Genomic DNA, 23,542 nt, shown 5'->3' with positions numbered 1-23,542 from the left:
GCGGCGAGGGGCATCCGACGCAAGGTGGCGCGAAACCGACGCCGCGCCTATTCCGCGCCCGGACCGAAATCGAACAGCAGGAACCGCACAATGCGGGTCTCGCTATCGGTGAAGCGGTAGGCCCGCGCGCGCGCCTGCCGCAGCGCCCACATCATCACCGGCGGCGCAGCCAGCATGAAGAGCGGCAGCATCCAGTGGGCGTGGACGAAGGCGGTGCCGGTCAGCACCACGCCGAGCGCCAGCAGCGTCGCCTGGGCGGCAAAATAACCAGCGCGAGCTGCCAGAATTAGCGCCGCCGCCAGTCGGCCGCTTACTCAAGCCCGTCCGGCACCGGTGTCTCGACCAGCAGCCAGCGGATCGGCAGGGTCTCTTGCGACCGCGCCGAGGGCAGCCGTATCACGCCCTCATCGCGGACCTCCGGGCCGGCGCCCGCGGGCCAGCCGGCCAGCCGCATTCCCACCTCAAGGCTCGACGGGACATCGTCGCGCAGCAGGAACAGCGCGGTTTGCCCGCCGAGCCCGGGCGCGACGAACGGGAGGTAGGGCGAGACAGACCAGTCGGGCTCCAGCCGCTTGAGGTTGCCGGCGGTGTAGAACTCGGCCACCACCGGCACGTCGGGCAGCGGTGCGACTTCGGCCAGCGCGCCGGGCAGGGGCGTGAAATCGACATCGCGCCGCGCGCCGGGCTTGAACCGGTCATAGGTCAGCCCGCCCATCACCAGCACGGCCAGCAGCGCGACCGCCAGATAGCTGCGCCCCACCGCGCGGGGGCCGATCCGCCGGTGCAACCAGACGAAGAGACCGGGGACGAAGAGGAATGCGACCGGCAACAGCCAGCGCGGCGTGATATGTCCGATATCGGCGGTGTAGACCCCTGCGCCGACCAGCAGCGCCAGGATCAGCGCCGCGCGGACCAACAGCGCCGCCACCCCCGGCCGCGGCACCGGCACCGGCTTGCGCCGCCCCAGCCAGAACAAAAGCCCCGCCACGATCAGCGGCAACGCCAGCAACAGCCCGGCGCCCTGCGCCATCAGGGTCAGTCCTTCCGGGCTGACGCCCGCGGGCGCCTCGTTCAGTTGCAGCTTGTGCAGCGAGGCGAAGGCCAGGTCGGGGTTTTGCACCATCCAGTTATAGGGAGCGGCCAGCATGGCCAGCGCGACGAGCGGTGCCAGCAATGCCCGCCAGCGGACGAGTTGCGCGCGCATCTGCACAACCGTAAGCGCCGACAGCGCAAGGCCCGCGGGAACCAGCCAGTAGTTGTATTTGGCAAGCCCCCCCAGCCCCATGGCCAGCCCCAGCAATAGCCACGCCGCCAGCGCGCCGCCGCGCAGCGCCCAGAGAAACGCCGCCAGCGTCAAGCCCGAGGTGGCCAGCAGCATGTTGGAATGAGTCGTCGCGCGTTCGGCCTCCCACGCGATGTCGGGCACGAAAAAAAGCGCCAGCGCACCGAAGACGGCGGCGCCCGCGGGCACCCAGAGCCGGAGCCCGAGGAAGACGAAAAGATAGCTGAGCCACAAGAGCCCGTTCTTGACCAGCGAAAGCGCGAAGAGCGACCGGCCGAACAACTCGAACACGCCCCATTGCACCCAGTTGTAAAGCGGCAGTTGCGGGCCGTAGCCGAGCCGAAGGCCCGGCGTCATGACCATCATCTCGGCCTCGTCGGTCTCGAGCGCGCCGCCGAGCGCCACGCGCAGCCCTGTCTGGGCGGCGAAATAGGCGGTGATCGCCAGCAGGAACATAAGCGTGGCAAGCCAGCCGCGGCGGGGCACTCGGGGGGTGTCTTCGGTCATCGCTCCCTCCCCTGGGGCGGGGTTACAGCATGCTCGGAACCACCAGGTCGGGCGGGCGGTGGCCGTCGGCGAATGTCTTGACGTTGATGATCACCTTTTCGCCCATCTCGGTGCGCCCCTCGATGGTGGCCGAGCCCATATGCGGCAGCAGCACCACGTTGGACAACTCGCGCAGGCGCGGGTTGATTTCATGCCCGTGCTCGAACACGTCCAGCCCGGCCCCCGCGATTTCGCCCGCGCGCAGCATCCGCGTCAGCGCATTCTCGTCGATCACCTCGCCGCGCGAGGTATTCACGATCACCGCGTCGGGTTTCATCAGCTTCAGCCGGCGGGCGTTCATCAGGTGAAAGGTCGACGGCGTGTGCGGGCAGTTGACGCTGATCACGTCCATCCGCGACACCATCTGGTCCAGGCTTTCCCAATAGGTGGCCTCGTGCGCCTCCTCGACCTCGGGGCGCAGGCGGTGGCGGTTGTGGTAGTGGATCTGCATCCCGAAGGCGCGGGCGCGCCGGGCGACCGCCTGGCCGATCCGGCCCATGCCCAGAATGCCCAGCCGCCGCCCGCCGACACGTCCGCCCATGAACGCCGTCGGCGCCCAGCCCGCCCACTGGCCCGACTGCATCATCGCCAGCCCCTCGGGGATGCGGCGGGTGACGGCGAGCACCAGCGCGATGGTCATGTCGGCTGTGTCTTCGGTGACGACGCCGGGGGTGTTCGAGACGAGGATGCCCCGCTGCCGCGCGGTCTGCACGTCCAGATGGTCGACGCCCGCGCCGTAATTGGCGATCAGCTTCAGCTTGTCGCCGGCCTGGGCCAGCATCGCCTGGTCGATGACATCGGTGACGCAGGGCACGATCACGTCGGCGCGCTGCATCGCGGACACGATGTCCTCGCGGGACATCTTGGTGTCGGTCTCGTTCAACTCGACATCGAAGAGCTCTTTCATCCTCGTCTCGACGGCCTCGGGCAACCGTCGCGTCACGACAACACTCAGACGTTGAGCGGGCATCCAGAGCCTCCCCCTGCTTTCCAACCCGTGGGCACAGTGGCAAACTGTCCGAGATCACAGCAAGGCACAAGACCCCGTTCGACGGGGCAGCCGAAGTAACGAGGCAGCGGGCGATGCGGGCAGGATTGTCGGCGGTATTTTTCTGTGCGATGGCGGCGATGGCGAGCGCGGGACAGGACCGGGGTCCGGTCACCAACCTGCCGCTGCCGCGCTATGTCTCGATGAAGGCCGGCGAAGGCAACGTGCGCCGCGGCCCGAGCCTGAGCCACAGGATCGACTGGGTCTACAAGCGGCGCAACCTGCCTCTGGAAATCACCGCGGAATACGGCCACTGGCGGCGCGTGCGCGACCGCGACGGGGCCGGCGGCTGGATGCATTACTCGCTGCTGTCGGGGGCGCGCACCGTGGTGATCGAAAAAGACATGGTGGCCATGCGCCGCACCCCGTCGCCGGATGCGCCGGTGCGCGCGCAGGCCGAGATCGGCGTCGTCGCGCGGCTGGGCGAATGCCTGCCCGACTGGTGCCGGATCAGCGCCGGCGGCCAATCCGGCTGGGTGCCCAAGGCCGCGCTGTGGGGCGTGGCGCCCGACGAAATACGAGAGTGATCTTGCGCCGGGGGGCGGGCATGGGCTAGGCGAAGTCCGAACCCCAGCCATCGACGCCCCCATGTCCCGCGCCACCCGCCTGAACATATCCGCGAGCCTTGCCTCGGTCGCCACCGCGCTGATCCTCGTGGCGCTCAAGCTCTGGGCGATGGGCGAGACGCAGTCGCTGTCGGTGGCCGCCTCGCTGGCCGACAGCGCGCTCGACCTGATGATGTCTGCCGCCGGGCTGACCGCGATCCTTTACGCCGCGCGGCCGCCCGACGACGACCACGCCTTCGGCCATTCCGCCGCAGAAGACCTGGCCGCGCTGGGCCAGACGGTGGTGATCCTCGTCTCGGCCGGCGTGATCGCCTTTGCCGCCACAAGGCGATTGCTGGCGCCCGAACCGGTGATGCTGGCCGCCGAGGGACGCGGCATGGTGGCCATGGCGCTTTCCATCGCCCTCACCCTTGCGCTGGTGCTGTGGCAGCGCCGGGTGGCGGCACGCACGGGCAGCCGGGTGGTGGCGGCGGATTCGCTGCATTACCTGGGCGACCTGTTGCCCAACCTGGGCGCGCTTCTGGCGCTCTGGGCCTCGGCCCAGTTCGGACTGGCGCGGATCGATTCGGTGGTGGCGATCGCCGCGGCAGCGATGCTGGCGGTCGGCGCGCTGGGCATCGGCCGAGGCGCGTGGGACGCGCTGATGGACCGCGCCGCCGACCCCGAGGTCGTCGCCCGCATCGAAGCGCTGGCCGGCAGCCAGCCGGGCGTTCACGCCTATCATGACCTCAAGACCCGCCGTTCGGGCGCAACGCTGTTCGTGAACCTGCATATCGAGCTGGACGGCGAGCAGAGCCTGAACGCAGCGCACGGCATCGGCGCGACGCTGAAGCACCGGATCTTGCAGGAATTCCCCGGCGCCGACGTGATCATCCATTTCGACCCGCTGCGCGAGGGCAACGGGTAGGGCCGCGCCCCGCCCCGGTGGCCGGCCCGGCGGAGGGGCCGGGCGATCGGGTATTTTTTCCAAGAAGAAGGGGGCGGGTCAGTCGTAGCTGCGCTGATCGTCGATGACCTTGCCGTCATTGGGCAGGCTGCCGGGCGCCACCAGGTCGACCTCGCCCTTGAGCTTGAGCACCTCGGCGACGGAGGCGGCGAAGGCGGCCGGGTCGGTTGCCTCGGTTTCCAGTTGTACGCGCATCGCGTCCATCTCGCCCTCGCGAGTGGCGATGACGCGGGCCTTGGTCACCTCGGGGTGGCGGGCGACGAGGTCGGCCACCTGTTCGGGGCGGACGAACATGCCCTTGATCTTGGTGGTCTGGTCGGCGCGGCCCATCCAGCCCTTGATGCGCATGTTGGTGCGCCCGCAGGGCGAGACCCCCGCCAGCACGGCGGAAAGATCGCCCGTGGCGAAGCGGATCAGCGGATAATCGGGGTTGAGCGAGGTGACGACCACCTCGCCCACCTCGCCCTCGGCCACGGGGTCGCCGGTGCCCGGGCGGACGATTTCGACGATTACGCCCTCGTCGACGATCATCCCTTCCATGGCCTCGGATTCATAGGCGATGTTGCCCAGATCGGCGGTGGCGTAGCACTGCCGGCAGGCGATGCCGCGGTCGGCGTATTCCTGCCGCAGCGAGGGGAAGAGCGCGCCGCCCGAGACCGCCGCGCGAGTGAGGCGCGAGAGGTCCAGCCCCGTCTCGTCGGCCTTGTCGAGGATGACCTTGAGGTAGTCGGGCGTGCCGGCATAGGCGGTGGTACCGATGTCGGCCGCGGCGCGGGCCTGCAACTCGGTCTGGCCGGTGCCCGCAGGCAGCACGGCGGCGCCCACCGCGCGTGCGCCGTTCTCGAAGATCATGCCGGCGGGGGTGAGGTGATAGCCAAAGCAGTTTTGCACGATATCGCCGCGGCCGATGCCGCAGGCGTGCAGGAACCGGCCCAGCCGCCACCAGTCGGTGGATGTGCGGCCGGGCTCGTAGATCGGGCCCGGCGACTGGAAGACGTGGTCGAACTCGTGCGCCGCGCGCGTGGTGAAGCCGCCGAAAGGCGCGTCGCTCGCCTGCGCCTTGGACAGGCCCGATTTGCGCAGCACCGGCAGGCCGGCCAGCGCGGGCCTGTCGGTGACGGCCTCGGGCTCGGCCCCGGCCAGCGTTTCGCCGTAACCGGGCAGCGCCTTGGCCATGGCGACAAGCGAGGGCAGGCATTGCGCCAGCGAGGCGGCGCGCTCGTCTTCGGAGCGGGTTTCCAGCGCGTCGTAATGGGCGGTCATGGGCGATTTCTCCGGTCGGGTATGGCGGTCGTCGGCAGGCGGCGTCCCCGCGCGCGCCCCGGGTCAACTGAGCCAGCGCTTGCGGCGCCGGTAGGAGCGCACGTCGCGAAAGCTCTTGCGGCCCTCCTCGGACATGCCGAGGTAGAACTCCTTGACATCCGGGTTCTCGCGCAGCTCGGCGGCGGGGCCGTCCATCACGATGCGGCCCGATTCAAGGATATATCCGTAATGGGCATAGCGCAGCGCGACGTTGGTATTCTGCTCGGCCAGGAGGAAGGTCACCCCCTCGTTCTCGTTCACCGATTTCACGATCTGGAAGATCTGTTCCACCAGTTGCGGCGCGAGGCCCATCGACGGTTCGTCGAGCAGGATCGTCTCGGGGCGGGACATCAGCGCGCGGCCGATCGCGGTCATCTGCTGTTCGCCGCCCGAGGTGTAGCCCGCCTGGGATTTGCGCCGTTCCTTGAGCCGCGGGAAATAGGAATAGACCATGTCGAGATCGGCCTGGATCGCGGCCTTGCCGTCGTCGCGGGTATAGGCGCCGGTCAGCAGGTTTTCCTCGACGGTCAGGTGCTCGAAGCAATGCCGCCCCTCCATCACCTGGATCACGCCCGTCTTGACGAGATCGGACGGGCCAAGGTCCTGCACCCGCTCTCCGCGGTAGAGGATCGAGCCCTTGGTGACCTCGCCGCGTTCGGAATGCAGCAGGTTGGAAATCGCCTTGAGCGTGGTGGTCTTGCCCGCCCCGTTGCCGCCCAGAAGCGCGGTGATGCCGCCCTTGGGCACCGAGAGCGACACGCCCTTCAGCACCAGGATCACGTGGTTGTAGATCACCTCGATATTGTTGACCTCGAGAAGCGTTTCTTCGGTGCGTCCGGCGTCGAGCATCGGGGCCTCTTTCGGGTTGAGCCCCGGCCCCCTGACGGGGCCGGGGCGACACGGATCACTGGCAGCGCAGATCGATATTGTTCTCGCTGGCGTAGGCCATCGAATCCTCTTCGACCAACGGCGCGATCACCTCGCTGTCGGGCTGGATGTAGTCGGTCAGCGCGACCCATTTGCCTGCATCCGCATCCCATTGCTGCACGATGCCCTGGCCCGAGCCGCCGTGATCGGCGCAGCTCACGCTGAACTCGGGGCCGATGCCGGGCACGCCCAGCGCCTCCATCTTCGCGGCGGTCATCTCCAGCGCCTCCATCCCGTCGCGCATCATGGCGGCGGTGATGTCGGGGGTGCCGTGGATTTCCTGCGCGGTCTTGGCGGCCTCGACAGCGAGCACGGCGGCGTACATGCCGCGGGTGTAGAGCACCTTGCCGACATTGGAGCCGTCGCCTGCGGCCATGCCCTTGTCATGAACGTAGGTCTTGATGTCGTCGAAGACCGGCAGATCGCCGATGCGGTTCATGTTGAGCGATTTGTAACCGTCGGCGGCCGCACCCGCGGGGGTGACGTCATGCTCGGCGCCGGCCCACCAGTTGCCGATGAAGTTTTCCATCGGGAAACGAATGTTGGCGGCCTCCTGCACGGCGACCTGGTTCATCACGCCCCAGCCCCACATCAGCACGTAATCGGGCCGTTCGCGGCGGATCTGCAGCCACTGGCTCTTTTGTTCCTGGCCGGGATGGTCGACCGCGATCGTGGTCAGCTCGTAGCCGTGCTTGTCGGCCAACTCCTCAAGCGTGCGGATCGGTTCCTTGCCGTAGGCGGAGTTGTGATAGAGCAGCGTGATCTTCTTGTCGCTCAGATCGCCGCCGTTCTCGTCGGAGAGATACTTGATCGCCACCGAGGCGGCGTCCCAGTAATTGGCCGGATAGTTGAACACCCATTCGAACACCTCGCCGTTGGCCGCCGAGGTGCGGCCATAGCCCATGGTGTGCAGCGGGATCTCGTCGGCCGAGACCTTGGGGATCAACTGATAGGTAATGCCGGTCGAGAGCGGCTGGTAGATCAGCGCGCCTTCGCCCTTGGTGGCCTCGTAGCACTCCACGCCCTTTTCGGTGTTATAGCCGGTCTCGCACTCGATGACCCGGGCCTTCACCCCACCGATGCCGCCGTCGCGCTCGTTGACCAGGGAAAAATAGTCCTGGTAGCCGTCCGAGAACGGCGTGCCGCCCGCCGCGTAGGGGCCGGTGCGGTAGCTGAGATCGGGAAAGACGAGTTCGGCCATTGCCGGGCCGGCGGCAATCAGCGCGGTCAGCGCGAATGTTGCGAGTCTGAGTCTCATGTCTTGGTTTCCTCCCAAGTGGTTTCGGATTCGCCGGGTTTTCCCGGTCGGGGTTGTGCGGCCGCCCCCTAATGCGGGAACGGCCAGAGCCGGAGCTTTTCCTTGCCGATGCGCCAGAGCTGGGCCAGGCCATGCGGCTCGGCGATCAGGAAGAAGATGATGAGCGCGCCCACGATGATCAGCTCCAGGTGCGCGGTCAGGTCGGTAGGCCAGCCAAAGCCCCCCACCAGCGTGTTTTTCAAGAGCACGGGCAGAAGCACGAGGAAGGCCGCCCCGGCGAAACTGCCGAAGATCGAGCCAAGCCCCCCGATGATGACCATGAAGAGCACCAGGAACGATTTCTGTATGCCGAACGCCTCGCCCACCTCGACCGCGCCGAGATAGACCGAAAAGAACAGCGCTCCGGCCACGCCGACAAAAAACGACGAGACGGCAAACGCCGTCAGCTTGGCCTTGAGCGGGTTGACCCCGATGATCTCGGCGGCGATGTCCATGTCGCGGATCGCCATCCAGCTGCGCCCCACCGTGCCGCGGGTCAGGTTGCGCGCCACCCAGGCCAGCGCGACGACGAAGACAAGGCAGACCATGTATTTCGCCCAGGCCTCGGTATTGGGCCCGGTCACCGCCACGCCAAGCACCGTGCGCTCGGGCGCGCTGATCTGGCCCGAGGCGGAGTAGTTGTAAAACCACGGCACCTTGTTGAAGAGCCAGACAAGGAAGAACTGCGCGGCCAGCGTCGCCACGGCCAGGTAGAACCCCTTGATCCGGAGCGACGGCAGGCCGAAAAGCACCCCCACCGCCGCGGTGATCACGCCCGCGCCCAGCACGTGGATCAGGATGGATATCTCGGGAAAGGCGGTCATCAGCTTGTAACAGGAATAGGCGCCCACGGCCATGAACCCGCCGGTGCCGAGGCTGACCTGCCCGCAATAGCCCGTCAGGATGTTCAGCCCGATCGCCGCGATGGCATAGATCAGGAAGGGCACGAAGACCGCGCTGGCCCAGTAATCGTTGATGACGAAGGGGATCACCCCGAAGGCCACGGCCAGCACGGCGTAATACCGCCAGCGGTCGAACCTGATCGGAAAGGTCTGGCCGTCCTCGACATAGGAGGTCTTGAAGTCGCCCGCCTCGCGATAGAGCATACGCTTTGTTCCTTACCTGCTCATGCCATTTGCCGCCGGACCGGTCACACGCACTTGCCCCGGGCGATGCGCATCCAGGCCCAGACCCCGACCATGAGCCCGGCAAAGGACAGGACCGTGCCCGTTACCGGCATCCAGGCCGCATCGTTGATCGAGGCGATGGCGAAATATCCGAAGACGACAAAGGCCGCCCATCCGACCACGCAGGCCACGGAACAGATTTTCAGCATGTCATACCCTCTCGATGATCTTTTCGCCAAAGAGGCCCTGCGGCCGGAACACCAGGAAGACCAGTGCCAGCACGTATGCGAACCAGTTCTCGGTGGCGCCGCCCACCATGGGCCCGATGGTGAACTCGAACAGCTTTTCGCCGACACCGATGATCAGCCCGCCGACGATGGCGCCGGGGATCGAGGTGAATCCGCCCAGCATCAGGACCGGCAGCGCCTTGAGCGCGATCAGCGACAGGCTGAACTGCACCCCCGATTTCGCGCCCCACATGATGCCCGCCACCAGCGCCACGAAGCCCGCGATCGACCAGACCAGCACCCAGATGAAGCGCAGGCTGATGCCCACGCTGAGCGCCGCCTGGTGGTCGTCGGCCACCGCCCTCAGCGCCCGGCCCTGTTTCGAGAACTGCGAAAAGAGCGTGAGCGAAATCACCAAGAGCGCCGCCACGAGTGCGGCCACGATGTCGAGCCGGTCGATGAAGAAGCCGTAGAAGCCGTCGCCGCCCAGCGCAGCGGTTTTTTCTTCGATCCAGATACTTCCGCCCTGGGGCAGCCCGACATCGAGGGTCTTGATGTCCGACCCCCACATGATGTCGCCGAACCCTTCGAGGAAATAGGCAAGGCCGATGGTCGCCATGAACAGGATGATCGGCTCCTGGTTCACCAGGTGCTTGAGGATGAATTTCTCGATGACGATGGCAAGCAGCACCATCACCCCCATCGTCAGCACGATCGCCACGATCGCCGGCAGCTCCCACCCGAAATGATGGATCTCGGTGCCGAAGATCGCGTTGATCAGATGGGCGAACGGCACCTGCCCCTGTTGCAGCCCCACCAGCGTCAGCGCGGCGAAGAGCGCCAGCACGCCTTGCGCGTAGTTGAAGATGCCCGAGGCCTTGAAGATCAGCACGAAGCCTAGCGCCACCAGCGCATAAAGCACCCCGGCCATCAGCCCGTTGATCATCACCTCGATGCCGTAAAGCAGCTGATCAGGCATCGGCCGTGCCCCCCTGGTTTTGCCGCGCGTCAGTCATGGGTCACCCCCAGATAGGCGTCGATGACCTCCTGGTTGCCGCGCACCTCGTCGGGGGTGCCGTCGCCGATCTTCTTGCCGTAATCCATCACCACCACCCGGTCGGAGAGGTCCATCACCACGCCCATGTCATGCTCGATCAGCGCGATGGTGGTGCCGAACTCGTCGTTCACGTCGAGGATAAAGCGGGACATGTCCTCTTTCTCTTCCACGTTCATGCCCGCCATCGGCTCGTCGAGCAGCAAGAGCCGCGGCTCCGCGGCCAGCGCCCGGCCCAGCTCGACCCGCTTTTGCAGGCCGTAGGGAAGCCGGCCCACCGGCGTCTTGCGAATATGCTGGATCTCAAGAAAATCGACGATCTTCTCCACCGCCTCGCGGTGTTCGCTCTCCTCTCGCTGGGCAGAGGCCCACCACAGGGCCTGCGCGGGCAGCGAGGAATGCATCTTGGTTATGCGTCCCGTCATCATGTTGTCGAGCGTCGACATGCCCTGGAACAGCGCGATGTTCTGGAATGTCCGCGCGATGCCCTGGCGGGCCACCTGGTAGGGCCGCATCGGCGGGCGCTTTTGGCCCTCGAACCAGACCTCGCCCTCGCTGGGCGTGTAAAACCCCGAGATCACGTTCAGCATCGACGACTTGCCGGCGCCGTTCGGGCCGATGATCGCGCGGATCTCGCCCTCGCGAATGTCGAAGGAAATGTCCTTGATCGCCACCACGCCCCCGAAACGCAGCGTGATATTGCGCATCTCCATCAGCACCCCGCCGATGGTGCGGCCGTCCTCGGTGACGAAAGGCTCGTAGCTGACCATGGTCATGCCGCCACCTGCCGCTTGTGCTGCGGATCGCCGACCTTGGCGTCGCGGATTTCCAGTGTCGCCTTGATGCTGCCCTTGCGCCCGTCCTCGTAGGTGACTTCGGTCTCGGTGTAGACCGATGTCGAGCCGTCATAAAGCGCGTCCACCAGTTCGCCGAATTTTTCGGCGATGACGTTGCGGCGCACCTTGCGGGTGCGGGTCAGCTCGCCATCGTCGGCGTCCAGTTCCTTGTGCAGCACCAGGAAGCGGTGGATCTGGCAGCCCGACAGGATCGGGTCCTCGGCGACCGAGAGGTTGACCTCTTCAACATGGGCCTGGATCGTCTCCAGCACCCGCGGGTGGCCGGCAAGCTCCTGGTAGCTGGCGTAGGCGATGTTGTTGCGCTCGGCCCAGTTACCCACCGCGCTGAGGTCGATGTTGATGAAGGCGGTACACATCTCGCGCCCGTTGCCGAACACCACGGCCTCCAGGATGTCGGGGTAGAATTTCAGTTTGTTCTCGACGTATTTCGGCGCGAACAGGCTGCCATCGGCCATCTTGCCCACGTCCTTGGCCCGGTCGATGATCCGCAAATGCCCGGTGCCTTCCTCGAAGAACCCGGCATCGCCCGTGGCGACCCAGCCCTCGGCGTCCTTGGTCGAGGCCGTGCTCTCGGGGTTCTTGTAATATTCCACGAACACCCCGGGCGAGCGGTAGAACACCTCGCCCGACTCGGCGATCTTGACCTCGACGCCGGGGCTGGGCACGCCCACCGTGTCGGACCGCACCTCGCCATTGGGCTGCTGGGTGATGAACACCGACGCCTCGGTCTGGCCGTAAAGCTGTTTGAGGTTGATCCCCAGCGAGCGGTAGAAATCGAAGATCTCCGGCCCAATGGCCTCGCCCGCGGTATAGGCCACGCGGATGCGCGACAGGCCAAGCGTGTTCTTGAGCGGCCCGTAGACCAGAACATCGCCCGTGCGATAGTCGAAATAGTCGCGCAAGGGCTGGGGGTAGAGGTTAAAAATCGGCCCCCGCGCCGAGAAATGATCGCGCGCCTTGACCGGGTGGCGCAGCTTGATGAAAAACAACCGGACGGCGTTTTCCACCAGCGTCTCGACGGCGAAACCGATCCCCATCGCGTAGCGAAAGATCGAGCGCCAGCGGCGGCGCAATGTCGGCGTCGACTGCTGCTTGCGCAGCTTGGGCATGCCGTAGGTCTCGCCGGTGGTCTTGGCGAATTCCATGAAATGATGGAACAGCCCGTGCTTGAGGTCGCCCGCGTCTTCCATGCGGATCATCACGTTGGTCAGCATCGTCTCGAAGATGCGCGGCGGGGCGAAGAAATAGGTTGGCCCGATTTCGCGCAGATCGGTCATCATGGTGTCGGGGCTTTCGGGGCAATTGACGCAAAAGCCCGCATACATCGCCTGGCCGATGGAAAAGATGAAATCGCCCACCCAGGCCATCGGAAGGTAGGCCAGCACCTCTTCGTCGGGGCCGAGCTTGTCGAACTCGACCGAGGCGCGCGAGGTCTCGATGATGTTGCGGTTCGACAGGACCACGCCCTTGGGCTTGCCGGTCGTGCCGCTGGTGTAAAGCATCACGCAGGTGCTGTCCCAGGCCAGCTCCGCGATGCGGCGGTCCAGCTCGGGGCCCAGCCGGAAATGGCCCGCGCGCCCCTCTTCCTCGATGTCCTTGAGCCAGTTGAGATGCGTGTGGTCGTATTTACGCATGCCCCGCTTGTCGTTGTAGAGGACATGCTCGATGTGGTGGATGCGGTCCTGCACCTCGATGACCTTGTCCACCTGTTCCTGGTCGCCGCAGACCACGAAGCGCGCGCCGCAGTGGTCAAGCACATAGGCCATCTCTTCGGCCACCGCGTCCTGGTAAAGCGGTACAGGCACCGCGCCGCACATCTGCACGGCCACCATCGACCAGTAATGCGCCGGGCGGTTGCGCCCGATGATCGCGACGTATTCGCCGCGTTGCAGCCCCAGGGCCAGCAGCCCCATGGCCATGGCCCGAATCTCGTCGGCGGCCTCGGCCCAGGTCCAGCATTGCCAGATGCCGAATTCTTTCTCGCGATAGGCCGGCCTGTCGCTGAAGACCTGCGCGTTCCGGGCCAGCAGCGCCGGAATCGAACAGAGCTCGTCCGGGGACGCGCTGTGCGGTGTCAAATTGTCTCCTCCCTGCGCCGGGCGCTCGTTGCGCCGATCGCTTTGTACGATTCTTGCGCAGCCCCAGCGTGGCGTTTTCTTCGCGGCGGTCAACAACTTCGCCGGTTTTTCCGATCTTGCGGCCGGCCTGGGCCGGCCGCATTGCCCCTCCAAAGGTATCGGCTTTAGCCGGTCGCAGCGCCCTCCCCGCGCCATAACGACGCACAGACATTTGCCCAGCCGAAACGGGAGGTCAAGCGAAAGCTATTGCCGGCTGCCGGCCCCTTGGCCCCGCCCGGGCTTTGGCCTAGACCGGGGGCCGAGTATCGGGTGGCGAACGATGACACATCTGTGGGTCCGGGCCGAACAGCGGCCCAATGAAGAACGCGTCGGGCTGACGCCCGCGGGCGCGGCTGCCCTGGTCGGGGCCGGCCTGCGCGTCAGCGTCGAGCAAAGCAGCGTGCGCGCGATCCCGATCGCGGGCTTTTCCGAGGCGGGCTGCGAAATCGTGCCGGAAAACGCCTGGCCCGAGGCGCCCCAAGACGCCATTGTCTTCGGCCTCAAGGAACTGCCCGAGGATGGCACGCCGCTGGTTCATCGGCACATCATGTTCGGCCATGCCTACAAGGGCCAGCCGGCCGGGCGCGCATTGCTGAAGCGGTTCAAGGCCGGGGGCGGCACGCTCTACGACCTTGAATACCTGATGGACGAGGCCGGGCGGCGGGTCGCCGCCTTCGGCTATTGGGCGGGTTACGCCGGCGCGGCGGTCAGCCTGTCGTGCTGGGCGGCGCAGCAGCGCGGCGGCATCGCCGGGCCGGTGGGCGTGCATGCCGGCTCGGCCGACCTGCGCGCCGCGCTGAAAGAGGCGCTGACCGGCCTCGCAGCGCCGCGCCCGCGCGCCATCGTCATCGGCGCGCTGGGCCGCGTGGGCACCGGCGCGGCGGATCTGTGCGATGCGATGGGTGTCGAGGTCACCAAATGGGACATGGCCGAAACCGCCCATGGCGGCCCCTTTCCCGAGATCCTCGACCACGAGCTTTTTCTGAACTGCATCCTGGCGCGGCCCGGCACCCCGGTTTTCGTGCCCGAGCACGCCAAGACGGCAAAGCGCCGCCTGTCCGTCATCGGCGACATCGCCTGCGACCCGTCGTCGGATTTCTCGCCGATCAAGGTCTACGACCGGGTGACCGACTGGCACGCGCCGGCGCTGCGGGTGCACGACGATCCGGTCCTCGACGTTACCGCCATAGACAACTTGCCCTCGATGCTGCCGGTGGAATCGTCGGAGGATTACGCCGCGCAGCTTTTGCCGTCGCTGCTGGGCCTGCACGATCTGGGCGCGGGTGTCTGGGGCCGGGCGGCGGCCGAGTTCGAGCGGCACACACGAGATATCTGAGGAGAGCGCGATGACCATCCACTGGTGCGGCACCGGCCTTTCGGCCATTCCGGGGCTGAGGCGTCTGATCGAGGCGGGCAAGCCCGTCACCGTCTGGAACCGGACGGTGGAAAAGGCCCGGGAGGCCGTGGGCGATCTGACCGACGACATCCGCGCATTCGACCTGGACGCGCTGTCGGCAGAGCTGGAACCGGGCGACGTGGTGGTGTCGATGCTGCCCGCCAACTGGCATGTTCCGCTGGCCGAGGCGGCGATAGACAAGGGCGCGCATTTCGTCTCGTCCAGCTACATCGCGCCCGAGATGCGCGCGCTCGACGCACGCGCCAAGGCCGCGGGCGTGGCGCTGGTCAACGAGGTCGGCCTCGACCCCGGCATCGACCACCTGATGGCCCATTGGCTGATGACCGATTACCGCGCCTCGGGGGCGCACGGCGCCGGCAACGTGTTTTCCTTCACCTCCTATTGCGGCGGCGTGCCGAAAGAGGCCAACGCGTTTCGCTACAAGTTCAGCTGGTCGCCGCTGGGCGTGCTGCGCGCGCTGCGCTCGCCCTCGCGCTCGATCCGCGATTTCTCCGAGCTTTCGGTACAGCGCCCCTGGGACGCGCTGGGACGCTACGACGCGCCCTTGCCCACGCCGGAAACCTTCGAGGTCTACCCCAACCGCGACTCGCTGCCGTTCATGGCGCAATACGGGTTCGAACCCGGGTGGAAGGTGCGCGATTTCGTGCGCGGCACGCTCAGGCTGAACGGCTGGGCCGACGCCTGGTCCGGCATATTCGACGAGATCGAGACGCTGGAAGGGCCCGAGGGCGAGACCCGGCTCAAGGAGATGTCCGACGACTTGTGGGCCAACTATGCCTACGCCGAGGGCGAGCCCGACCGGGTGGTGCTCTGCGTCGCGCTGAAGGTCGAGCGCGATGGGCGGCCGGTCTACCACAAGACCTACGTCATGGATGCCTGGGGCGACGCGCGCGGCACGGCGATGGCGCGGCTGGTCTCGGTGCCCGTGTCGCTGGCCGTCGAGGCGGCGCTGGATCACGAGATCGCCCCCGGCGTCAGCGCCGCCCCCAGCGACCCGCGGCTGCTGACCCGCTGGCTGGCCGAGGTCGACCGGCTGGCCCAGCACATGCAGGTGGTCGATCAGCTTTGAACGGACGAGGCGGGGTCCAGCGCGTTTGAGCGGCGGCGCCAAGGGAATGGGCAGCGCCCTGGCAGGGCCAGCTATCCGCTAAAACCGCCCCCGCCCCACTTGGCGCGGTCCCGAAAGCAACTTGCTCCTCTCTGCGGGACGGAGCGAACAGTCGCATGTCGCCCCCGGCCCGGAGTCAAGCCGACGGCGCCGGGCCGGCGCCGCCCCGGCTTACCTTGCGCGGCGGTGTCAACTCCCACCAAGGGCTCTTGGCATAGCGGCACGCTTGCATGACACGGCGCGGGCCCCGTTCCGGGTCTATGCCGCCCCAACTATCCCCCGCACACCGGGCAATCCTCGCGCCGGTTCACCGCGATCTGCCGCGTATCCGCATAGAGACCGTCGTAAAGCAGCATCCGGCCCTTCAGCCCCTCGCCCGCGCCGGAAATCGCCTTGATCGCCTCCAGCGCCATCATCGCGCCCATCACGCCCGGCAGGGGGGCGACCACGCCCGCTTCGGCGCAGGCGGGCGCCAGGCCCGGCGCGGGCCGGGTGGGAAAGACGCATTCGTAGCACGGCCCGCCCGCGGCCGGATGGTAGAGGCTGATCTGCCCCTCCCACTGGGTGATCGCCGCGGCGATCAGCGGCTTGCCCGCGGCCACCGCAGCGCGATTGGCCAGATAGCGGGTGTCGAAATTGTCGCTGCCGTCGAGGATCAGATCGTAATCGGCGAACAGCTCTTCGGCGATGTCGTCGGTCAGGCGGCGGTTATAGGGGCGGATCTCGACAAACGGGTTCTGCGCCTCGAGCGCCATCTGCGCCGAGAACACCTTGGCCATGCCGATCCGCGCGTCGGTATGGATCACCTGCCGCTGCAGGTTGGAATTATCCACCGTGTCACCGTCGATCACCCCGATCCGGCCCACCCCGGCGGCGGCCAGGTACATCAGCGCCGGCGCCCCCAGCCCACCCGCGCCGATCACCAGAACGCTGGCCTGTTTCAGCGCCTTCTGGCCCGGTCCGCCGATTTCTCGCAGCACGATGTGGCGGGCGTAGCGGTCCAGCTCGACCGGGCGGAAGGTGCCCGTCCGCTCGGGCGCCACCGCGGGCGCCGCCGCAGGCGCCACCCGGGCGCGCAGCCGGCGCACGCCCCAGGCATAGGCCGCCACCAACACCCCCACCACGCCCAGCGCCAGCCAGCCTTGCGGCGTTCCGCCCAGGGTGGCGCGCAGCGCGTGGCCCTCGGGCATCACCAGATGTACCAGCACCACGCCCAGATAAAGCGACAGGATCATCGCCAGCCGCGCCCGGCGCGAGGCGCCCATCAGCGCGCCGAGGCCCCAGAAAGCCAACGCCAGACCGAAGACCAGCCCCATCAGCCGCGCCCCGTGGACCCGAACCCGCCGGTGCCCCGCGCGGTGTCGCCCAGCGCCTCGACCACCTCGAAACGGACCTGCACCACCGGCGCCACGATCATCTGCGCGATCCGGTCGCCGTGGTGGATGGTGTAGGGCGCGCCCCCGAAATTGACGAGCAGCACGCCCAAAGGCCCGCGATAGTCGCTGTCGATCGTGCCTGGCGTGTTGGGCAGCGTGATGCCGTGTTTCAGCGCGAGGCCGGAACGTGGCCTGATCTGCATCTCGAACCCCTGCGGAATTTCCACGCGCAGGCCGGTGGCCACGATGCGCCGCTCCATCGGGGCCAGCGCAATGCCTTCCTCGCGGGTCTCCGGCGGCAGGTTGGCGCGGATGTCGGCGCCCGCCGCGCCCGCGGTCTCGTAAGACGGCAGGGGTAGCGACCGGTCGGCCCATTCCTCCCAGAGGATATTGAGAACGGGGCTCATCCCAGCGCCTCGGCGATGCGGGCGGCCAGCCGCCGCGCCACCTCGGGCTTGCCCATGCGCGGCCAGGTCTCGGCACCGTCTGCGGTGATCAGCGTCACCTCGTTCTCGGCGCCCCCCATGATGCCGGTGGCGGGCGACACGTCGTTGGCCACGATCCAGTCGCAGCCCTTGCGGGCGCGCTTGGCTGTGGCATGGGCGATCACGTCATCGGTTTCGGCAGCGAAACCCACCACGAGGGCGGGCCGCCCGGCCGAGCGCCGGGCGATCGCGGCCAGGATGTCGGGGTTTTCGACGAATTGCAGCGCGGGCGGCGCGCCGCCGGGCTGTTTCTTGATCTTGGCGCCCGATTGCTCGGCCACCCGCCAGTCCGCCACCGCGGCGGCGAAGACCGCGGCATCCGCAGGCAGCGCGGCCTCGACCGCGGCCAGCATCTCGCGCGCGCTTTCCACCGGCACGACCGTGACGCCGCCGGGCGGGGCCACATCGGCCGGGCCGGTGACGAACACCACCTCGGCGCCCAGCCCGGCCAGCGCTGCGGCAATCGCCGTGCCCTGCGCCCCCGAGGATCGGTTGGCGATGTAGCGCACCGGGTCGATGGGCTCTTGCGTCGGTCCCGATGTCACGACGACGCGCCTGCCCTTGAGCGGACCGTCGGCCACCGCGGCCTCGATGGCGGCCAGGATCGCGGGCACCTCGGCCATGCGGCCGGGCCCGTATTCGCCGCAGGCCATGGCGCCCTCGTCGGGGCCGACGACGGCGATGCCGTCGCCCTTCAGCGCCGCGAGGTTTCGTTGGGTGGCCGGGTGCTGCCACATCCGCACGTTCATCGACGGCGCGATCAGCACCGGCGTGTCGGTCGCCAGCAGCAGGGTCGAGGCCAGGTCGCACGCCAGGCCGTTTGCCATCTTGGCCATCAGGTCGGCCGTTGCCGGCGCCACGACGATCAAATCGGCGCTGCGCGACAGCTCGATATGGCCCATCTCGGCCTCGTCGGTCAGGTCGAACAGGTCGCGGTAGACCTTGTTGCCAGACAGCGCGGAAACCGACAGCGGGGTGACGAATTGCTCGGCGGCGCGGGTCAGCACCGGGGTAACGGCGGCGCCCTTCTCGCGCAGCCGCCGGATCAGGTCGAGCGACTTGTAGGCCGCGATCCCGCCCGAGACGATCAGCAATATGCGTTTGCCTGACAGCATGTGGCCCGCCTTTCAATGCCCCCGGCCTGTCTAGGCCGCACGCCCGCGCGAGACAAGCTCAGTCGGATCTGAACGCCGCGCAGGGGTCGGACCGCTCGGCCGGTTCGGTCACCAGCCAAAGATCGTAGGGGGCATCCGCCCGGGGCGACTCTTCGAACTGCCCCAGCGCCAGCACACTGGCCCCGGGCATGGCGTGGCCCAGCGCGGCCGCGATGCCCCAATCGGTGCGCGCGTGGCCGTTGCCGGTGATCACCGCCACCGGCCCGCCGGTCTCGTCCAGCGCCCGGACGACGGCGCGGGCCATGGCCGCGTCGCGCAGGCGCTGCGCCTCGACCATGCCGGGCAGCATCTCGGGCGGCAGGGCGTTGCAGTGGGCGGCTTGCTGGCCTTCTTCGCGCGTGGCCTGCTGGTCGGCCGGCAACGGGTCGGCCAGCCCGTAGGACGCCGCATCCGGCCCGAACACGGCGGCCGCCCCCTCGCCGATGGCGCGGCGCACGTCGCCGCGCGGCAGCGCCCCGCCATAGACCGCCGCGCGCGGCGCGGCCGCGAAAATCGGGTGGTACATGTCGAAATCGGGCCAGCCGGATGCCTCCCAGTCCAGCGCGGACTCCAGCGCATCGGCATCGCCGCGCACCCCGTCGGTGACGCGCGCGGCCTGTTCGGCGGTCAACATCTCGAAAACAATGGCCGCGGGCTCCAACGCCGCAACGGCTGCGGCCTGATTTCCGTGGTGGTCGGGGTTATCATGTACTTCGCCCAGCACCACCACATCCGCAGCGGGCAGGCGCACCAACCCTTCCGGCCCGATCTGGTCGGCCCCGGCGGCGGTGGCAGCGGCAAGCGCAATGGCGGCAAATGCTCGGATCGGGTGTCTCACACGAGGAAGTGATGCACTTCCGAGGACTGCGTCTCAAGGCTTTTGCGCATCTTGCCGAATGCGGCGGCCTCGATCTGGCGGACCCGCTCTTTCGAAAGGCCCAGCTCCTGGCCCAGGCTTTCCAGCGTCCGCGGCTCGTCGCGCAGCTTGCGCTCGCGCACGATGAACTGCTCGCGGTCATTCAACTGCGTCAGCGCAGCCACCAGCCAGTGACGCAGGGTGGCGCGATCGCGCCCTTCCTCGACCAGCTCGGCCCCGTGATCGCCCTCATCCTCGATGGTCTCGATCCACTCGCGGCCTTCCTCGTCGGTCGACTGGGTGGCGTTCAGCGAGAAATCCGAGCCCGACAGCCGGCCTTCCATCATCTCGACATCGTGCAGGGGCACGCCGACTTCGCTGGCGATCATCTGGCGCAGCTGATGACGATCCAGCGCCTCGCCGCGGGAGCTGGCCTCGCGCTCCAGACGCGCCTGCACCCGGCGCATGTTGAAGAAAAGGGATTTCTGCGACGAGGTCGAACCCGTGCGCACCATCGACCAGTTGCGCATCACGTAATCCTGAATCGACGCCTTGATCCACCAGACGGCGTAGGTGGAAAACCGGACGCCCCGGTCAGGGTCGAACTTGTCGGCGGCCTTCATCAGGCCGAGGCTCGCCTCCTGGATGAGGTCGTTCATCGGTGCGCCGTAACGCTTGAACTTGGCGGCCATCGAGATCGCAAGCCGCATGTAGGCGGTGATCAGCCGGTGCAGCGCCTCTTCGTCGCGCTCGTCGCGCCAGGCGTAGGCAAGCCTGAGCTCCGTCTCGGCGTCCAGAAGCTCGGCCTTCATGGCGTGGCGCGAGAGCGATTGATCGTCGTATGCGTCGAATGCCATCTTAAACCCCCCGGTTTTTGACTTGGTGCACGCTGATCGTCACTGGTCCGTTTGGTGTGATATACGTCCCCCTCCATCAGTCGGATCACCGACAGGGCGGCCTCGCCCCGGAATTCGGGCGCACTGGTCTTGTGCGAAAACGCACAGGGGGGCGGTTCGGTTCCATCTGGTGTGACGATTTTCGTCGGCCCGGCAAAACGGTCGGCGTTCCATCGGCCCGCCCCCGACATCCGAGGGCGCGCCGCCACCGGGCTGCGCGGGCCGTCCTGTCAGGCCGAAACGCCTTTGCGATCAAAGGCAAGGCACCCGCGCAGGTCGCTTTCCCGTTGCGGGCCGTTTACCATTCGTAAACCATAGCGGCCTAGCCCTGAGCCCAGTCAGGGGAGGCCCGCAATGGTGGCACGCGCCTACACGGTCGCGTTCGAAGGGGTCGAGGCGCGGCTCGTCGAGGTACAATGCGCGGTCTCGGCCGGGCTGCCGGCCTTTTCCATCGTCGGCCTGCCCGACAAGGCGGTGAGCGAGGCGCGTGACCGGTTGCGCGCGGCGCTGACCGCGATGTCCATCGCGCTGCCGTCGAAACGGATCACGGTCAACCTGTCGCCCGCCGATCTGCCCAAGGAGGGCTCGCATTTCGACCTGCCCATCGCGCTGGCGCTGCTGGCCGCGCTCGAGGTGATCCCGCGCGAAGAGATCGAGGGCGCCGTGGCACTGGGCGAGCTGTCGCTCGACGGCGCGCTGGTGCCGGTGATCGGCGCGCTGCCGGCGGCCATGGCCGCCGCCGAATCCGACCGCGCGCTGATCTGCCCGCGTGCATGCGGGGCCGAGGCCGCCTGGGTAGGCGCGGCGCAGGTGCTGGCCGCGCCGGGGCTGGGCGAGGTGGTGCGCCATTTCACCGGGCAGGCGCCGCTCGCGCCTGCCGAACCCGGCGAGGTGGCCGGCCCCGAAAGGGCGCGCGACCTGTCCGACGTCAAGGGGCAGGAACGCGCCAAGCGGGCGCTCGAGGTGGCCGCGGCGGGACGGCATCACATGCTGATGGTGGGCCCACCCGGCGCCGGGAAATCGATGCTGGCCGCGCGGATGCCGACGATCCTGCCGCCGCTTTCGCCCGCCGAGGCGCTGGAAACCTCGATGATCCACTCGCTGGCCGGTCTGCTTGACGAGGGCGGCATCTCGCGCAACCGCCCGTTCCGCGAGCCGCATCATACCGCGTCGATGGCCGCCATCGTCGGCGGCGGGCGCGGCGCCAAACCCGGTGAGATCAGCCTCGCTCATAACGGGGTGCTGTTCATGGACGAATTCCCCGAATTCCCCCGCGCGGTGCTGGAAACGCTGCGCCAGCCGATCGAGACCGGCGAGGTTATCGTGGCCCGCGCCAATGCCCATACCCGCTATCCTTGCCGCTTTCTGCTGCTGGCCGCGGCGAACCCGTGCAAATGCGGCTACCTGAGCGATCCGTCGCGGGCCTGCGCGCGCGTGCCCCAATGCGGCGAGGACTATTTGGGCCGCATCTCGGGGCCGCTGATGGACCGGTTCGATCTGCGCGTCGAGGTGCCCCCGGTGGCCTATACCGATCTCGACCTGCCCGCCCCGTCAGAGGGGTCGGTGCAGATGGCCGCGCGCGTGGCCGCGGCGCGGGCGCGTCAGGCCGACCGCTTCGCCGGCCATGCGCGGGTGCGCGTCAATGCCGAGGCCGAAGGCGCCCAGCTGGAAGAAATTGCCGCCCCGGACGCCGAAGGCCGCGCACTTCTTGCCCGGGTGGCCGAACGGTTCGGGCTGTCGGCGCGGGGCTATCACCGGGTGCTGCGTGTTGCGCGGACCATCGCCGATCTGGACTTGGCAGAGGGCGTCGGCCGCGACCACGTGGCCGAGGCGGTCAGCTTTCGCCTGGCCGGCGCGGCCGGGCGGTGACCGGGTCGACCTGCGCGTTTCGAAACGGGCCTCTTGGCAAGATACTTTCCAGCGATCTTGCGCCGCGGGCGCGCCGCCGCATTCAGCCGCGCCGGGCCTCGATCGCCTCCCAGACGCGCGCCGTTAGGTTGACCTCGTCGAAGCGTTCGAGTTCCTGCAGCCCCGTGGGCGAGGTCACGTTGATCTCGGTCAGATAGTCGCCGATCACGTCGATGCCGACGAAGAGCTGGCCGTTGTCGCGCAGGGTCGGGCCGATGGCGGCGCAGATTTCCAGATCGCGCGCGCTCAGCGCCGCGCGTTCCGGGCGCCCGCCCACATGCATGTTCGACCGTGTCTCGCCGCGCGCCGGCACCCGGTTGATCGCCCCCACCGGCTCGCCATCGACGAGGATGATCCGCTTGTCGCCCTCCGACACCGCCGGCAGGAATTTTTGCGCGATCAGCGGCTCGCGGCTCATCGTGGTGAACAGCTCGTGCAGCGAGGAGAGGTTGCGGTCGTTGGGGTCGAGGCGGAACACGCCGGCGCCCCCGTTGCCGTAAAGCGGCTTGAGAATGATATCGCCATGCGCGTCCTTGAAGCGCCTGAGCGTGCCGAGGTCGCGGGCGATCAGCGTGGGCGGTATCAGCTCTGGAAAGCGCAGCACCAACAGCTTTTCCGGGAAATTGCGCACCCAGAACGGGTCGTTGACCACCAGAGTGCCCGGTGAAAGGTGCTCCAGCAAATGGGTGGTGGTGATATAGCCCATGTCGAAGGGCGGGTCCTGGCGCAGCCAGACCACGTCGTAGCCGCCCAGGTCGACATCCTCCTCCGCGCCGAGCGTGAAATGGTCGCCGACCACGCGGCGCACCTCCAGCGGCCATCCGCGGGCCATGACGCGCCCGTTGTCCCAGTAGATCCGGTCCGGGGTGTAGTAAAACAGCCTGTGGCCGCGGGCCTGCGCCTCTTCGGCCAGCCGGAAGGTGGTATCGGCGGCGATGTCGATCCCGGCGATCGGATCCATCTGGATGGCGACGTTGAGCGACATGGCGCCCCCTTCTCCTGCGGCTTTCGCCTTACATGGCCGAGCCGCCCGGGCTTTGCAACGG

General features: G+C 67.8%; 22 protein-coding genes. 5 read left to right on the top strand and 17 right to left on the bottom strand.

Features of this window, described 5'->3' with window-relative positions:
* Positions 1-47: 47 nt before the first annotated feature.
* The 3 genes from Ga0609869_RS08350 to Ga0609869_RS08340 all read right to left on the bottom strand — a co-directional run bounded on the left by Ga0609869_RS08350 (position 48) and on the right by Ga0609869_RS08340 (position 2,798).
* On the bottom strand, positions 48-227 hold the full coding sequence (locus Ga0609869_RS08350) for a hypothetical protein (RefSeq protein WP_125408638.1): 180 nt from the start codon (positions 225-227) through the stop codon (positions 48-50).
* An 83-nt stretch (positions 228-310) separates the two neighbouring features.
* Positions 311-1,789 (bottom strand): glycosyltransferase family 39 protein, encoded by a 1,479-nt coding sequence (locus tag Ga0609869_RS08345; RefSeq protein WP_125408637.1) that lies wholly within the window; start codon positions 1,787-1,789, stop codon positions 311-313.
* A 22-nt stretch (positions 1,790-1,811) separates the two neighbouring features.
* Positions 1,812-2,798 carry a 2-hydroxyacid dehydrogenase gene (locus Ga0609869_RS08340; RefSeq protein WP_125408636.1) on the bottom strand — a complete coding sequence of 329 codons (987 nt, stop codon included), beginning with the start codon at positions 2,796-2,798 and terminating at the stop codon, positions 1,812-1,814.
* A 113-nt stretch (positions 2,799-2,911) separates the two neighbouring features.
* Here Ga0609869_RS08340 and Ga0609869_RS08335 point away from each other — a divergent pair, with 113 nt between their 5' ends.
* A complete protein-coding gene (locus Ga0609869_RS08335) occupies positions 2,912-3,403 on the top strand; it encodes an SH3 domain-containing protein (RefSeq protein ID WP_125408635.1) in 492 nt (163 codons plus the stop codon).
* Between the two features lie 61 nt (positions 3,404-3,464).
* Complete coding sequence (locus Ga0609869_RS08330) at positions 3,465-4,349, top strand: cation diffusion facilitator family transporter (RefSeq protein WP_125408634.1); 885 nt, start codon at positions 3,465-3,467, stop codon at positions 4,347-4,349.
* A 78-nt stretch (positions 4,350-4,427) separates the two neighbouring features.
* Here Ga0609869_RS08330 and Ga0609869_RS08325 read toward each other — a convergent pair whose 3' ends face one another.
* From Ga0609869_RS08325 to Ga0609869_RS08290, 8 genes are all read right to left on the bottom strand, one after another.
* Entirely contained in the window at positions 4,428-5,651 is a 1,224-nt protein-coding gene (locus Ga0609869_RS08325; protein ID WP_125408633.1) for a phenylacetate--CoA ligase family protein, read from the bottom strand.
* Between the two features lie 63 nt (positions 5,652-5,714).
* Complete coding sequence (locus Ga0609869_RS08320) at positions 5,715-6,539, bottom strand: ABC transporter ATP-binding protein (protein ID WP_125408632.1); 825 nt, start codon at positions 6,537-6,539, stop codon at positions 5,715-5,717.
* Positions 6,540-6,594: 55 nt separating this feature from the next.
* Positions 6,595-7,875, bottom strand: a complete 1,281-nt coding sequence (locus tag Ga0609869_RS08315; RefSeq protein ID WP_125408631.1) for an ABC transporter substrate-binding protein — start codon at positions 7,873-7,875, stop codon at positions 6,595-6,597.
* A gap of 68 nt (positions 7,876-7,943) precedes the next feature.
* Positions 7,944-9,020, bottom strand: a complete 1,077-nt coding sequence (locus Ga0609869_RS08310) for a branched-chain amino acid ABC transporter permease (protein WP_125408630.1) — start codon at positions 9,018-9,020, stop codon at positions 7,944-7,946.
* Between the two features lie 44 nt (positions 9,021-9,064).
* Positions 9,065-9,250, bottom strand: a complete 186-nt coding sequence (locus Ga0609869_RS08305) for a hypothetical protein (protein WP_125408629.1) — start codon at positions 9,248-9,250, stop codon at positions 9,065-9,067.
* Between the two features lies 1 nt (position 9,251).
* Positions 9,252-10,247 carry a branched-chain amino acid ABC transporter permease gene (locus Ga0609869_RS08300; protein WP_125408628.1) on the bottom strand — a complete coding sequence of 332 codons (996 nt, stop codon included), beginning with the start codon at positions 10,245-10,247 and terminating at the stop codon, positions 9,252-9,254.
* A 29-nt stretch (positions 10,248-10,276) separates the two neighbouring features.
* Positions 10,277-11,092 carry an ABC transporter ATP-binding protein gene (locus Ga0609869_RS08295; protein WP_438826873.1) on the bottom strand — a complete coding sequence of 272 codons (816 nt, stop codon included), beginning with the start codon at positions 11,090-11,092 and terminating at the stop codon, positions 10,277-10,279.
* A gap of 2 nt (positions 11,093-11,094) precedes the next feature.
* Complete coding sequence (locus tag Ga0609869_RS08290) at positions 11,095-13,257, bottom strand: AMP-binding protein (RefSeq protein ID WP_125408626.1); 2,163 nt, start codon at positions 13,255-13,257, stop codon at positions 11,095-11,097.
* 319 nt (positions 13,258-13,576) lie between these two features.
* Here Ga0609869_RS08290 and Ga0609869_RS08285 point away from each other — a divergent pair, with 319 nt between their 5' ends.
* Together Ga0609869_RS08285 and Ga0609869_RS08280 are read left to right on the top strand one after the other, a co-directional pair.
* Complete coding sequence (locus Ga0609869_RS08285) at positions 13,577-14,632, top strand: saccharopine dehydrogenase (protein WP_125408625.1); 1,056 nt, start codon at positions 13,577-13,579, stop codon at positions 14,630-14,632.
* A gap of 10 nt (positions 14,633-14,642) precedes the next feature.
* On the top strand, positions 14,643-15,782 hold the full coding sequence (locus Ga0609869_RS08280; RefSeq protein WP_125408624.1) for a saccharopine dehydrogenase family protein: 1,140 nt from the start codon (positions 14,643-14,645) through the stop codon (positions 15,780-15,782).
* A gap of 311 nt (positions 15,783-16,093) precedes the next feature.
* Here the strand turns inward: Ga0609869_RS08280 and Ga0609869_RS08275 are convergent, their stop codons facing one another.
* The 5 genes from Ga0609869_RS08275 to Ga0609869_RS08255 are packed head-to-tail and all read right to left on the bottom strand — an operon-like array spanning position 16,094 to position 20,549.
* Entirely contained in the window at positions 16,094-17,137 is a 1,044-nt protein-coding gene (locus Ga0609869_RS08275; protein ID WP_125408623.1) for a HesA/MoeB/ThiF family protein, read from the bottom strand.
* Entirely contained in the window at positions 17,137-17,604 is a 468-nt protein-coding gene (dut, locus tag Ga0609869_RS08270) for a dUTP diphosphatase (protein ID WP_125408622.1), read from the bottom strand. The genes Ga0609869_RS08275 and dut overlap by 1 nt, the downstream gene beginning before the upstream one ends.
* A complete protein-coding gene (gene coaBC / locus Ga0609869_RS08265) occupies positions 17,601-18,797 on the bottom strand; it encodes a bifunctional phosphopantothenoylcysteine decarboxylase/phosphopantothenate--cysteine ligase CoaBC (RefSeq protein WP_125408621.1) in 1,197 nt (398 codons plus the stop codon). Before coaBC ends, dut begins: the two co-directional genes overlap by 4 nt.
* 58 nt (positions 18,798-18,855) lie before the next feature.
* Complete coding sequence (locus tag Ga0609869_RS08260) at positions 18,856-19,674, bottom strand: ChaN family lipoprotein (protein ID WP_245972426.1); 819 nt, start codon at positions 19,672-19,674, stop codon at positions 18,856-18,858.
* Positions 19,671-20,549, bottom strand: coding sequence for an RNA polymerase factor sigma-32 (locus Ga0609869_RS08255; protein WP_125408620.1), 879 nt, complete (start codon positions 20,547-20,549; stop codon positions 19,671-19,673). The genes Ga0609869_RS08260 and Ga0609869_RS08255 overlap by 4 nt, the downstream gene beginning before the upstream one ends.
* Before the next feature lie 393 nt (positions 20,550-20,942).
* On the opposite strand from Ga0609869_RS08255, the gene Ga0609869_RS08250 reads away from it, so the two are divergent.
* On the top strand, positions 20,943-22,457 hold the full coding sequence (locus tag Ga0609869_RS08250) for a YifB family Mg chelatase-like AAA ATPase (protein WP_125408619.1): 1,515 nt from the start codon (positions 20,943-20,945) through the stop codon (positions 22,455-22,457).
* Positions 22,458-22,539: 82 nt separating this feature from the next.
* Here Ga0609869_RS08250 and gshB read toward each other — a convergent pair whose 3' ends face one another.
* Positions 22,540-23,481 carry a glutathione synthase gene (gshB, locus tag Ga0609869_RS08245; protein WP_125408618.1) on the bottom strand — a complete coding sequence of 314 codons (942 nt, stop codon included), beginning with the start codon at positions 23,479-23,481 and terminating at the stop codon, positions 22,540-22,542.
* Between the last annotated feature and the right edge of the window lie 61 nt (positions 23,482-23,542).

The sequence above is a fragment of the Rhodovulum iodosum genome, from assembly GCF_041020385.1.
Lineage (GTDB): Bacteria > Pseudomonadota > Alphaproteobacteria > Rhodobacterales > Rhodobacteraceae > Rhodovulum > Rhodovulum iodosum.
This window is presented reverse-complemented; position numbering and strand designations above follow the sequence as displayed.